Here is a 12529-nt window from a genome sequence, read left to right on the forward strand (position 1 = left end):
CTAGGTTGGTCCTGACAGAGACGTGATCGAGAACGGGAGGGCCAACTCATGCCGCAGGGTGACTTCTACTACTGCCTCAAGCACCGCACCGTCGAGCCGTACGAGGGCTGCCCGGCCAGTGACCGGCTCGGCCCCTACCCGGACCGCCAGTCCGCCGAGGCCGCGCTGACCACCGCCGCCGAACGCAACGAGGAGTGGGACGAGGACCCCAACTGGAACGACGACGAGGACGACGACCGGGCCTGAACCCGTTCCGCCCGAAACTGTCGGACCCGACTGGGATCCTTGTCACACAAGCCTTTCCACACGGGGCGAACGAGGAGGAACGATGGTGGCAGAGCAGCAACACTCAGCGGGGTCGGCGGGGTCGGCGGGGCGGCGCGTACGGCGGCCGCAGCTCGACGCCGCCCAGACCGACCGGGCCATCGGGGCGCTGGTCGGTGCTGCCACCGGCGACGCCCTCGGCGCGGGCTACGAGTTCGGCTCCGCCCGACTCGACGGTGCCCCGGCGATGATCGGCGGCGGGCTGGGCGGGTTCGCGCCGGGGGAGTGGACCGACGACACGGCCCAGACGTACGCGATCGCCGAGGTCGCCGGCACCGGCGCCGACCTCCGCCACGAGTCCGCGTTGGATGCCGTCGCCGGACTCTTCGCCGACTGGTACGCCAGCCACCCGCCCGACGTCGGGATCCTCACCCGGCAGGTGCTCGGCGCCGCCGGGCGGCAGCCGAGTGCGGAAGCCATGCGGGCCGCCGCGGCACGTGCCCACCACGCGTCCGGGCGCTCGGCCGGCAACGGCACGTTGATGCGGACCTCGCCGGTCGCGCTGGCCCACCTCGGCGACTCGGCGGCCATCGTCGAGGCCGCGATGGCGGTCGCGGCCCTCACCCACCACGATCCGGTCGGTGGGGAGGCGAGTGCCCTGTGGTGCCTGGCGATCGGGCAGACGATCGTCACCGGCGAGTTCCCCGACATGTCGCAGCTGGTGGAGCACCTGCCCGCGGCGTCCCATGATCGCTGGCGCGCGATCATCGCCGAGGCCGAGACCCGGCCGCCGGCCACGTTCAACAGCAACGGGTACGTCGTCGCGGCGTTCCAGGCCGCGTGGTCGGCCATCGTGCACACTCCCGTACCGGAGGACGACCCGGCCAGCGGGTCGTTCGCGTGCGGGCACTTCGTGGCGGCGTTGGAGACCGCCATCGGCATCGGGGACGACACCGACACCGTGGCCAGCATCGCCGGTGCGTTGCTCGGGGCACGCTGGGGCTTCTCGGCCGTCCCGTGGCGGTGGCGTCGCCTCCTGCACGGCTGGCCCCGGGGTACGGCGAAGAGCCTCGCCGACCTCGCCGTGCTCACGATCGCAGGTGGCCGTCCCGACCGGCAGGGCTGGCCGACCACGGACCGGCTCGACTACAGCTCGTGGCCCGGGTTCACCTCGTACGCGGTGCACCCCCACGACCCGGGCGTGCGGCTGTCCGGAGCGGCAGCCCTCGACGAGCTGCCGGCCGACGTCACCGCGGTCGTGTCGCTGGCCCGGTTGGGTGTCCATCAGGTGCCGGGCGAGGTCGTCCACGCCGAGTTCCGGATCATCGACTCCGGCCGTGCCGACAACCCCAACCTCGCGTACGCGATCGACGAGGCCGCCCGGGCCGTGCAGACCCTGCGGGACGAAGGTCACGTCGTGTTGCTGCACTGCGTGGCCGCGCAGAGTCGTACGCCCACGGTGGCCGCCCGGTACGGGGTCCTGCTCGGGACCGACGTCGAGACCGCGATCACCGACGTGGTGGCCGCGCTGCCGAAGGCCAACCCGCAGCCGGATCTCGCCGCGGCGGTGCGCAGTCTGGGATGACCGGGCGAGGTCAGTCGACCGCCAGGGTGCTCATCACCTGATCGCGCGTCGCGAACTGCTGCTGATCACCGATGGTGGTCTCGGCGACGAAGAACCCGAGAGCCTCGGGATGGCCCAGGTCGACCACCACGACGTCGAACACACTGCCCTCGACGTCGTGGCCGTCGACCCTGACCTCGGACCGGATCGTCCATGCCGGCCGGCCGTCGACGGTGATCGCCTTGGAGTGCAGGTCCTTGCGGCCGCTGAACCCGGGCATGAAACTGGACGTCGAGATGCAGGAGACGATCGAGTCGGCTGAGGCCTTCGTGTCGGTGAAACCCTCGGCGGTGCTGAGCGCCCCCACGGTGAGCTGGGAGAACCAGCGCGTCGTCACCGACATGGTCTGCCCGTTGACGTCGTGGGCGAAGAACATCACGGCACCGGTCAGTGACGGGTTGGCCCGCCACGGTTCCGGGGCCGGCGCGAACGACAGGCCGCCGCCGTGGATCCGTCCGTCCTGGGGGTGCTGGTACTGGGCGTCACCACGCTCGGCCTGCGGGCACACCCCGGGCGGGATCGGCGGTGCGCTGGACTGCTCGGACTCGCTCGGCGACGGTGACGCACTCGGCGTGGGTGTTGGTGTCGGGGTCGGCGTGGGCGTGGGGGTCGGCGTGGGGGAGCCGTCGTTCCAGGGCGTGACGGTGGTGTTGCCCGGTGGCGGGTTGTTCGTGATCTCGCGCGGCCCGCGGGGGATCAGGAACACCCCGACCACGACCGCGACGACCACCAGGCAGGCGATGCCGATCAGCACCCACGGCAGTGACCTGGCGACGCCACTGCCGTTCCGGTCATCGTCGTCCCCGGCACCGCCGGCGGAGCCGGCCCCTCGCGTACTGCTCGACCAAGATCGGCCGTCCCAGTAGCGCAGCGTGTCGCGCTTGCCGCCGGGGTCGGGGTACCAGCCGGGCTCACTCACGCGCCGCGCCAGCCGTTGGTGATCGGCAGCCGGCGGTCCCGGCCGAACGCCTTGAAGCTGATCTTGGTGCCCGGCGGGAACTGCCGCCGCTTGTACTCCGCCGCGTCGACCATCCGGGCGATCCGGGCGACCAGCTCCTCGTCGTACCCCTCGGCGACGATCTCGGACAGGCTCAGGTCGGACTCCACGTAGTGGTCGAGGATCGGATCGAGCAGGTCGTACGCCGGTAGTGAATCGCTGTCGACCTGACCCGGCCGCAGCTCCGCGCTGGGCGCCTTGGTGATCGTGTTCTCCGGGATCGGCGGCACCTCACCGAGCCGTACGGCCTCGGCATTGCGCCAGCGGGCGAGCTCCCACACCTGGGTCTTGTAGACGTCCTTGATCGGCGCGAACCCGCCGACCGCGTCGCCGTACATGGTGGAGTAGCCGACCGACAGCTCCGACTTGTTGCTGCACGCCAGCACGATCGACGGGCCGTGCTGGTTGGACTGGGCCATCCACACCACACCGCGGACCCGGGCCTGCAGGTTCTCCGCGGCGACCCCGTCCAAGGTGAGCACCGACGAGAACGCGTCGACCATCGTGGCGATCGGCACGGTCGAGAAATCGAGGCCGGTGTTGGCGGCCAACTGCTGGGCGTCGGTCCGGGAGTGCTCCGAGGAATGCACGCTGGGGTTGGAGATCCCGTGCACGTGCTCCGCGCCGAGGGCATCACAGGCGAGGGCGGCGACGAGGGTGGAGTCGATGCCGCCCGACAGCCCGAGCCACACGTCGGTGATGCCGTTCTTGCCGCAGTAGTCGGCCAGCCCGAGCTTCAGCGCCCACCAGACCTCGGCCAGGTCGGGCAGCTTCTCGAACTGCGGGGCGACGACCGGCTCGGTCGGCGGTTCGTACGGCCCACTCACCTGGTGGCGGATGATCATCATGCCGTCGGGGCCCGGTGCCTCGTCGGTGGGCCCGCCGGTCGCGGCCGGCAGCTCCAGGTCGGCGACGAGCAGGTCCTCGACGAACTGCGGTGCCCGGGCGACCAGCTCACCGTCGGCGGAGCTGATCATGGAATCGCCGTCGAAGACCAGTTCGTCCTGCCCGCCGACCAGGTTCACGTACGCGACCGCGCAACCGGCCTCCTTGGCCCGGCGGGTCACCAGTTCACCCCGGACGTCATCCTTGGCCGCCTCGTACGGGGAGGCGTTGATCACCGCGAGCAGGCCGGCGCCGGCTCGTCGGGCGGCGGCCACCGGACCGTCACCGTCGACCCACAGGTCCTCACAGATCGCCACCGCCACGTCGATCCCGCCGATCGTGAGCACCGGCACGGTGGTGCCGGGGTGGAAGTAGCGCGACTCGTCGAAGACGCCGTAGTTGGGGAGGTGGTGCTTCGCGTACGTGGTGACGACCTGTCCCCGGTGCAGGATCGCGGCCTTGTTCTGCGGGGCCGGGGTGCGGCGGCCCGGGGCGTGCGCCTGGTCGGTCGTGTCGAGGAAGCCGAGCACCACCACCAGCTCACCCAGCCCGGCCTCGGCGAGGCGTTCGGCGAACCCGAGCCCGACCTCGGCCGAGCGCTGGACGAAGGCCTGTCGCAGGGCGAGGTCCTCCACCGGGTAGCCGACCAGCGCCATCTCGGGCAGCAGCACCAGTTGGGCGCCGGCGTCGTGGGCGCGGCGGCACCAGGCGAGCAGGGCGTCGGCGTTGGCGTCGATGGCCCCGACGGTGGGGTTGGTCTGGGCCAGGGCGATTCGCAGGTGAGGCACGGGTACGAGCGTAACCGTCGTCAGGGTTGCCCGCGCGAGCCGCTGCTCCACCCTCACCGCGATCTGCGAGGTGCTGGAGTGCGAGGTCGGTGACCTGTTGAGCGTGGCGCGCGAGCCGACCTGACGTGCGGGCCGACCGACACGGCAGACTGTCCCCATGAACAAGCAGACCGAGTTCGTGCTCCGGACCATCGAGGAACGAGACGTCCGGTTCGTCCGGATGTGGTTCACCGACGTACTGGGCACCCTCAAGTCGGTCGCGATCGCACCGGCCGAGCTGGAGGGTGCCTTCGACGAGGGGATCGGCTTCGACGGGTCGGCGATCGAGGGCTTCGCCCGGGTGTACGAGTCCGACATGGTCGCCAAGCCCGATCCGTCGACCTTCCAGGTGCTGCCGTGGCGCGACATCAGTCCGGCGACCGGCCGGATGTTCTGCGACATCCTGATGCCGGACGGGTCGCCGGCCTACGCCGACCCGCGGTACGTGCTGAAGCGCGCCATGACGCGGGCGAACGATCTCGGCTTCACCTTCTACACCCACCCCGAGGTCGAGTTCTTCCTGTTCCAGCCGCCGGTGGTCCCCGGCGAGGTGCCGATCCCGGTCGACCAGTCCGGCTACTTCGACCACACCCCGCAGAGCACCGGCAGCGACTTCCGCCGACAGGCGATCACGATGCTGGAGCAGATGGGCATCTCGGTCGAGTTCTCCCACCACGAGGGGGCTCCGGGGCAGCAGGAGATCGACCTGCGGTACGCCGACGCGTTGACGATGGCCGACAACATCATGACCTTCCGGGTCGTGGTGAAGGAGGTGGCGCTGTCGTTGGGGACCGTCGCCTCGTTCATGCCGAAGCCGTTCACCGAGTACCCCGGTTCGGGGATGCACACCCACGTGTCGCTGTTCGAGGGCGACACCAACGCGTTCTACGACGCCTCCGACCCGTACCACCTGTCGACCACGGCCAAGCACTTCATCGCCGGACTCCTCAAGCACGCAAGGGAGATCACCGCGGTCACCAACCAGTGGGTGAACTCGTACAAGCGGCTCGTCGGTGGTGGCGAGGCACCGAGCTACGTGTGCTGGGGGCGCAACAACCGGTCGGCCCTGGTGCGGGTGCCGCTGTACAAGCCGAAGAAGTCGGCGTCGGCACGGGTCGAGCTGCGGTCGATCGACTCGGCCTGCAACCCCTACCTGGCGTATGCACTGATGCTGTCGGCCGGGCTGGCCGGCATCGAGGGGGAGTACGAGCTGCCGCCTGAGGCCGAGGACGACGTGTGGTCGCTCACCGAACGGGAACGGTCGGCGTTGGGCATCGAACCCCTGCCGCGCAACCTCGACGAGGCGATCCGGGTGATGGAGGACTCCGAACTCGTCGCCGACACCCTCGGCGACCACGTGTACGACTTCTTCCTCCGCAACAAGCGGGCCGAGTTCGACGAGTACCGGGCGCAGGTCACCCCGTTCGAGCTGCGGACCAGCCTGCCGTCCCTGTGACCCTCACCAGAGCGGGAGCAGCCCGGACAGGTCGGCCCGGGCCCCGCTGGCGTGCACGGCGTGGGAGCTGACGGCCTCGTCCCAACCCATCCGGCCGCTGGCCAACCGCAGGAAGGTCGTGAAGTCGGTCTCGATCACGTTCGGCGGGGTGCCGCGGGTGTGGGTCGGCCCCTCCCCGGGGACGCCGCACTGCACGGCCGCGTACGGCGGGATCCGTACCTCGACGCTGTGGCCGGGATGACGCGCGGCGAGCCCGTCGGCGTACAACTTGGTGGTGATGGTCAGCGCGGGCCGGCCCAACTCGACCGGCGGTTGCTGCGGCACCGACCGGGACAGGTCGTCGGCGTGGACCACCAGGTCGGCCAGCCGCAGCGCCACCAGGTCGGTCGTCCGCAGCGGGCCGCCCAGCACGGCGACCCGGTCGGGCAGGTCGGTGTCGGCGACCAGCGCGGCCAGCTCGTCGGCGGCGACGGTGATGTCGTCACGCACCCCGGGCCAGCCGAGCTCGGCGTACCGGGCACGCTCCCGGTCGTCGACCACGGCCCCGGCCCGGCTGAACAGGTCGAAGTAGCGGACCAGCGGGACCGCTTTGTCCTTGGTGGGCCGGGCCAACCCAGCCGGGACGCTGCGGACCACCGAACCGAGGTGGGCGACCAGGGTCGACAGCGACCAGCTGGGCAGCACCGAGTCGTGGTCCGGGTCGATCGGTGCGGCGACCAGCCAGTCCGACAGCCGGTGGGCGGTGTCGATGATGGCCTCGATGCTGCGGAGTCGGCGGTCGGGGGGCATGGCACCACGATCCCACGGCTAGCCTGACCCCTGTGAGTAGGCACCTCAGCAGTACGGGTCGGCTGGCCAGGCTCGGTCTCACCGACGCCTCCCGCGCCGCCGACCTGGTGCGGTCATGGCCGTACGACGACGAACAGTACGAGCAGGTGCTGGCGTACGTGGCCCGCGCGGGCGACCCGGACCACACGGTCGCCACGCTGAGCAGCCTGTTCGACATCATGGACGGGTTGGCCGAACGTCTGCTCGACGACCCGGGATTCGCCGAGCGGCTGGTGATGGTGCTCGGCGGCAGCAAGGCCCTGGGGCGCCACCTGGTGTCCCACCCCGACCAGCTGGACCTGTTGGCCGACGACACCGAACGTGAGACGTACGAGGTGTTGTTGGCCCGACTACTGACTGCGGTCGGGGCCGATCCGGACGATCCGACCCCGACGGCGATCGGCTCGGCCGACCAGCTCCGGCTCGCCTACCGGGGCGTGCTGCTGCAGATCGCGGCCCGCGACCTGAGTCACCCCGACCCGACCGAGATCGTCGGCGACATCGCTGCCGAGCTGTCCGACCTGGCCGACGCGACGGTGGCCGCAGCGCTGGCCCTGGCCCGCGCCGAGGTGGGTGAGCCCGCCCGACAGTGCCGGCTCGCGATCATCGCGCTCGGCAAGTGTGGCAGCCAGGAACTCAACTATGTCAGCGATGTGGACGTGCTGTTCGTGGCCGAGCCGGCGTCGGACGAGGTGAGCACCGACACCGCGATCCGGGTCGGCACCCGGCTGGCGGCTGCCACGTCACGGATCTGTTCGGCACACACCCGGGCCGGCACCATCTGGGAGCTCGACGCTGCACTGCGGCCCGAGGGCAAGGCCGGTCCGCTGGTCAGATCCCTTGCTAGTATGGAAAACTACTACTCCCAGTGGGCCAAGGCGTGGGAGTTCCAGGCCATGTTGAAGGCCCGCCCGATGACCGGTGACCTCGCCCTGGCGCGCGAGTTCTGCACCATGATCGGTGAACGTGTGTGGCGGGTCGCCGAGCAGGACGGCTTCGTCAACGACGCTCGGGCGATGCGGCGCCGGGTGCTGGAGCACATTCCTGCCGGTCAGGTCGGGCGCGAGCTGAAGCTGGGTGCTGGGGGACTGCGCGACGTCGAGTTCCCGGCACAGCTGCTGCAGTTGGTGCACGGCCGGGTCGACGAACGGATCCGGGTGGCCGGGACGCTGCCTGCGCTGAAGGCGTTGACCCGGTACGGCTACGTCGGGCGGGACGTGGGCAAACAGCTCGCCGAGGCGTACCGGTTCATCCGCGTGCTCGAGCACCGGGTCCAACTCACCCAACTGCGACGCACCCACCTGTTGCCGACCGACGAGCAGGAGTTGCGGGTGCTCAACCGCGAGGTGCGGGCCGCCGACAAGTCGACCGTGGAGCAGCGGTGGCGCCGGACCTCGAGCCAGGTGGAGCGGCTGCAACAGCAACTGTTCTACTCCCCGGTGCTGCAGGCGGTGTCGAAGATCCGCACCGATGCGCTGCGGCTCACCACCGAGGCCGCCGTGGATCGCCTACGGGCGTTGGGTTTCCACGATCCGAAGGCGGCGCTGCAACACGTCGAGGCGCTGACCACCGGGGTCACCCGGCAGGCCGAGATCCAGCGGCAGTTGTTGCCGGCGATGTTGGGTTGGTTGGCCGAGGCTCCCAATCCTGATCATGGTCTGCTTGCGTTCCGGCAGTTGTCGGAGTCGTTGGGCCGGACGCCGTGGTACCTGCGGACCCTGCGGGACGAGGGGACGGCCGCACGACGGCTGGCCCGGCTGTTGGCGTCGAGTCGGTACGTGGTGCAGCTGCTGCAGCGCGCGCCCGAAGCCGTACAGCTGCTCACCGTCACCGAACCGCAGGAGCCCAGGACGCTGGCGGAGTGGCGCTCGGAGATGTTGCACGCCGCCAAGCGGCAGGACGACCCGATGAAGGCGGTGCAGGCGATCCGCAGTGTCCGCCGCCGCGGGATGGTGCGGATCGCCGGCGCGGACGTGCTGGGCCTGATCGACGTGGAGCGGCTCGGGCCCACACTCACCGACCTCACCACGGCCACCATCGACGCCGCGTTGTCGGTGATGTTGCGTGACTACGACGGGCCGCCGATGGCGTTGATCGGTCTCGGTCGCTGGGGCGGGGCGGAGATGTCGTACGCCTCCGACGCCGATGCGATGTTCGTCCTCGGCGACGACGGTGACGCCGACGCCGTACGACAGGCCGGTGCGGTGATCACCAGGCTGCGGCAGGCCCTCACCGCCGCCGGGCCGCTGCCGGTGGAGATCGACACCAGCCTGCGGCCCGAGGGCAAGGGCGGGCAGTTGATCAGGACGATGTCGTCGTACCGCGCCTACTACGCACGGTGGTCGAGCACCTGGGAGCTGCAGGCGCTGGTCCGGGCGGACGCGAAGGCCGGTGACGCCGAGCTGGGCGCCGAGCTGATGGCCGAGATCGACCGGCACCGCTGGCCCGAAGGTGGGCTGACCGATGATCAACTCGTCGAGATCCGCCGACTGAAGGCGCGGATGGAGGCGGAACGGTTGCCGCGCGGTGCCGACCGCAACCGGCACCTCAAGCTCGGTCCGGGTGGGCTGAGCGATGTGGAGTGGACCGTGCAGGTGTTGCAGCTGCAGCACGCCCATGCCCATCCCGAGCTGCGCACCACCACCACGTTGACCGCGCTGGCGGCTGCCCGCGAGCTCGACCTGATCGAGGCCGAGGACGCCGAGGTGCTGCGCGAGGCGTGGACCCTGTCGAGCCGGATCCGTGACCTGTCGATGCTGGTGCGCGGCAAGGCCAGTGACGTCATCCCGTCCGACGTCCGCGAGTTGTCGGCGGTCGCCGAACTGTTGGGGTACGGATCGGCGGGTGCCTCGCACCTCGAGTCGGACCATCGTCGGATCACCCGGCGGGCACTGCACGTGGTCAACAGACTGTTCTGGGACGAGGACGCGACGACCCCTTGACCGGACAGGCCGTAGGCTTCTCCTGTTCGGATTCGAAGCGAGGAGACCCATGAGCGGTGGTTTGGCAGCCCTGTTGGACGACGTGGCGGCGATAGCCAGGATCGCGGCCGCCTCGGTCGACGACGTCGCGGCGGGGGCCGGGCGAGCCAGCACCAAGGCCGCCGGCGTCATCATCGACGACGCGGCTGTCACCCCGCGCTACGTGCAGGGCATGCGTCCCAACCGGGAACTGCCGATGATCCGCAAGATCGCGGTCGGGTCGCTGCGCAACAAGCTCCTCATCATCCTGCCGATCCTGCTGCTGTTGAGCCAGTTCGTGCCGTGGATCCTGACCCCGTTGCTGATGTTGGGCGGCCTCTACCTCTGTTATGAGGGGGTCGAAAAGGTCTGGGAGAAGGTCAACCCGCACCACGAGGCGCCCAAGACCCCGGCTGCGGCGAAGGGTGAGGGACACGAGAAGAAGATGGTCTCCGGGGCGATCCGCACCGACTTCATCCTGTCCGCCGAGATCATGGTGATCTCGCTCAACGAGGTCGCCGACGTCGAGTCGGTGTGGATGCGGGGCGTGATCCTGCTGATCGTGGGCATCCTGATCACCGTCGTCGTGTACGGGGCGGTCGCCCTGATCGTCAAGATGGACGACGTCGGGCTGCACCTGGTCGAGACCAAGGAAGGCGGCCTGGCCAACTTCGGCCGCGGCCTGGTCAAGGCGATGCCGGTGGTGATGTCGGTGCTGTCGACCGTCGGCATCGCCGCCATGATCTGGGTCGGTGGCCACATCCTGCTGGTCGGCTTCGACGAGCTGGGCTGGCATGCACCGTACGAGTTGGTGCACGGTCTCGAGGTGCTGGTCGCCGGGGCCCTGGGCCCGGTCGGTGGTTTCGCCGGCTGGCTGGTGAACACGATCGGCTCGGCCATCCTCGGCCTGATCATCGGTGGGATCGCGGTCGTGGTGATGCACCTGGTCGCCAAGCTGCGCGGCAAGGGCGGCCACGGCGATGAGACGGAGGCTGTGGAGCCGGAAGGCGAGGCAGGGGCCGCGGAGACGGAAGGCAAGGCGGAGGGCACCGAGCCGGAGGGCGAGGCCGACGAGAGTGCCGAGCCGGCGAATGACCAGACCGGCGGCACCAAGGCCGACTGAGCCCGGGTCAGCCTTCGCCGCCGCCCCAGAAGCGCTGGTACAGCTCGGTCGACGGTGCCGCGACGAGGCGCTGGTACTCCTTGGCAGGCAGGGCCACCGCGCTGCCGGTGAGGTCGTGTTGACCGATGAGTGAGACGCCGAGGCCGGCGCGGCCCTGCGGCAGCCGGAAGCCCAACAGCTCGAGTGAGGTCGCCAGCATGCTGAACTGGTCGGCATGGCTGCGGCGGTTGAACCGGATCTGGTCGGGGCTCCACACCCGCAGCAGCAGGGTCCGGTTGTCGGCCGCGGCCATCTCGGCCTTGAAGGCGCTCGCGCCGCTGGTGCCCTTGAGGTGGTCACCCATCAGCACCACGACGGTGTCGTCGAGGTAGCCCTGCTGTGACAGGTGACCGAGGAAGTTGGCGACCGCAGCCATCGAACAACTGATCGCGGTGGCCATCGGCTCGGCGTCGGCGGTCCGACAACCCGGGAACACACCTGCCGGTTCATGGGTGTCGAGGGTCAGGATCGACAGGTGGAACGGCTGCTCGGCGGAGTGGAGTTCGTCGACGATGTCCTTGGCATTGGCCATGAGCCGGGCGTCCGACAGACCCCACACCGACATGTCTTTCGGGTTCTCGCCCGCCGCGAGCCAGTCCTGCTTGCCCCGTACGGTGGTGTAGCCGTGACCTGTCAGGAAGGTGTCCTTGCCGGCGAACTGCGGGTCGGCGCCGCCGAGCCAGGTGTTGGTGTAGCCGTGGTCGGCCAGCACGTCACCCAGACACGTCAAGCCTGGCAGGTAGTCGCGGACCTCCTGGCCCGACACGTTCGGGTGGACCCCGGGGACGAGCACCTCACTCTTGAGCGGGATGCCGCACTGGGTGCTGACGAGTCCCGCCATCGTCCAGCCACCACCGGGGTACTGCTGCAGTCCGGTGTAGTGCTCCCAGTCGCCGGTCGCGGCATCCAGCGGTGCCAACAGGTTGCGGCCGAACAGGTCGGCGTCGGTGAAGGTGTTCTCCATCGACTCCAGGTAGATCGTGATCAGGTTGCGCTTGGTCTGCGGCGCCTGGGGTGCCGGGTCGACGTAGTAGGGGGCCATCGAGTGCCCGCCCCAGACGGCGGTGGCGTAGTTGGGGATGCCGGCCACGGAGAGCAGGACCGTCACCGATGTCGTGAACGCGGCGATCGGGAGCATGACCTTGAGCCTGCGGCCACGCCGGCCCGGCTGTGGAGTGTCGGCCCGGCGTCCGCGCCACCTGACCACGACGGCGGCGAGGGTCACGACCAGCACGGGGAGTGCCACGCACACGAGCACGGCCTCGACCGCCAGACTGCTGTTGCCGACGGTCCGACCACCCCCGATCGGCAGGTTCGTGACGATCGCCTGGAAGCCGACGTCACCGAACCGGTAGCGGATCCAGCAGGCGATCATGAACAGCGTCAGGGCCAAGGTGGTCAGCGCCCACAGAGCCACCCGACGTACGCGCGCGCCGGTTCGTCTCCATGATGATGTGTCAGCCATACAGGTGCTCGAGGCTACCCGTCACCTCGCGTTCACCTGAGCGTCACCTGATGTCGAAACC

The 12529-nt window shown here is 69.9% G+C and carries 10 protein-coding genes; 6 read left to right on the forward strand and 4 right to left on the reverse strand.

Annotated elements, in window-relative coordinates; genetic code table 11:
* Window positions 1-48 precede the first annotated feature (48 nt).
* Window positions 49-246 carry a hypothetical protein gene (locus tag ACQBAU_RS05690; protein WP_434549315.1) on the forward strand — a complete coding sequence of 66 codons (198 nt, stop codon included), beginning with the start codon at window positions 49-51 and terminating at the stop codon, window positions 244-246.
* A gap of 82 nt (window positions 247-328) precedes the next feature.
* Complete coding sequence (locus ACQBAU_RS05695; RefSeq protein ID WP_465254855.1) at window positions 329-1849, forward strand: ADP-ribosylglycohydrolase family protein; 1521 nt, start codon at window positions 329-331, stop codon at window positions 1847-1849.
* Between the two features lie 10 nt (window positions 1850-1859).
* On the opposite strand, the gene ACQBAU_RS05700 is transcribed toward ACQBAU_RS05695, so the two are convergent.
* Window positions 1860-2807, reverse strand: coding sequence for a DUF2510 domain-containing protein (locus ACQBAU_RS05700; RefSeq protein ID WP_434549317.1), 948 nt, complete (start codon window positions 2805-2807; stop codon window positions 1860-1862).
* Window positions 2804-4558, reverse strand: coding sequence for an NAD+ synthase (locus tag ACQBAU_RS05705; RefSeq protein WP_465254854.1), 1755 nt, complete (start codon window positions 4556-4558; stop codon window positions 2804-2806). The genes ACQBAU_RS05700 and ACQBAU_RS05705 overlap by 4 nt, the downstream gene beginning before the upstream one ends.
* 61 nt (window positions 4559-4619) lie before the next feature.
* On the opposite strand from ACQBAU_RS05705, the gene ACQBAU_RS05710 reads away from it, so the two are divergent.
* Window positions 4620-4682: a hypothetical protein gene (locus ACQBAU_RS05710; RefSeq protein WP_465259496.1), complete on the forward strand. Its 63-nt coding sequence runs from the start codon at window positions 4620-4622 to the stop codon at window positions 4680-4682.
* Window positions 4683-4715: 33 nt separating this feature from the next.
* Window positions 4716-6053 carry a glutamine synthetase family protein gene (locus tag ACQBAU_RS05715; protein WP_465254853.1) on the forward strand — a complete coding sequence of 446 codons (1338 nt, stop codon included), beginning with the start codon at window positions 4716-4718 and terminating at the stop codon, window positions 6051-6053.
* 3 nt (window positions 6054-6056) lie between these two features.
* Here the strand turns inward: ACQBAU_RS05715 and ACQBAU_RS05720 are convergent, their stop codons facing one another.
* Window positions 6057-6842, reverse strand: a complete 786-nt coding sequence (locus ACQBAU_RS05720) for a sterol carrier family protein (protein WP_465254852.1) — start codon at window positions 6840-6842, stop codon at window positions 6057-6059.
* Between the two features lie 32 nt (window positions 6843-6874).
* Here ACQBAU_RS05720 and ACQBAU_RS05725 point away from each other — a divergent pair, with 32 nt between their 5' ends.
* Window positions 6875-9823 (forward strand): bifunctional [glutamine synthetase] adenylyltransferase/[glutamine synthetase]-adenylyl-L-tyrosine phosphorylase, encoded by a 2949-nt coding sequence (locus ACQBAU_RS05725; protein WP_465254851.1) that lies wholly within the window; start codon window positions 6875-6877, stop codon window positions 9821-9823.
* A gap of 49 nt (window positions 9824-9872) precedes the next feature.
* The gene (locus ACQBAU_RS05730; RefSeq protein ID WP_465254850.1) at window positions 9873-10964 is read left to right on the forward strand and encodes a DUF808 domain-containing protein; all 1092 of its coding nucleotides are present in this window, start codon (window positions 9873-9875) and stop codon (window positions 10962-10964) included.
* A gap of 7 nt (window positions 10965-10971) precedes the next feature.
* On the opposite strand, the gene ACQBAU_RS05735 is transcribed toward ACQBAU_RS05730, so the two are convergent.
* Window positions 10972-12420, reverse strand: coding sequence for a sulfatase-like hydrolase/transferase (locus ACQBAU_RS05735; RefSeq protein ID WP_465254849.1), 1449 nt, complete (start codon window positions 12418-12420; stop codon window positions 10972-10974).
* Window positions 12421-12529 lie beyond the last annotated feature (109 nt).

Source organism: Carbonicoccus niuqiaonis, from assembly GCF_050157065.1.
Classification (GTDB): Bacteria; Actinomycetota; Actinomycetes; order Propionibacteriales; family Propionibacteriaceae; genus Avipropionibacterium.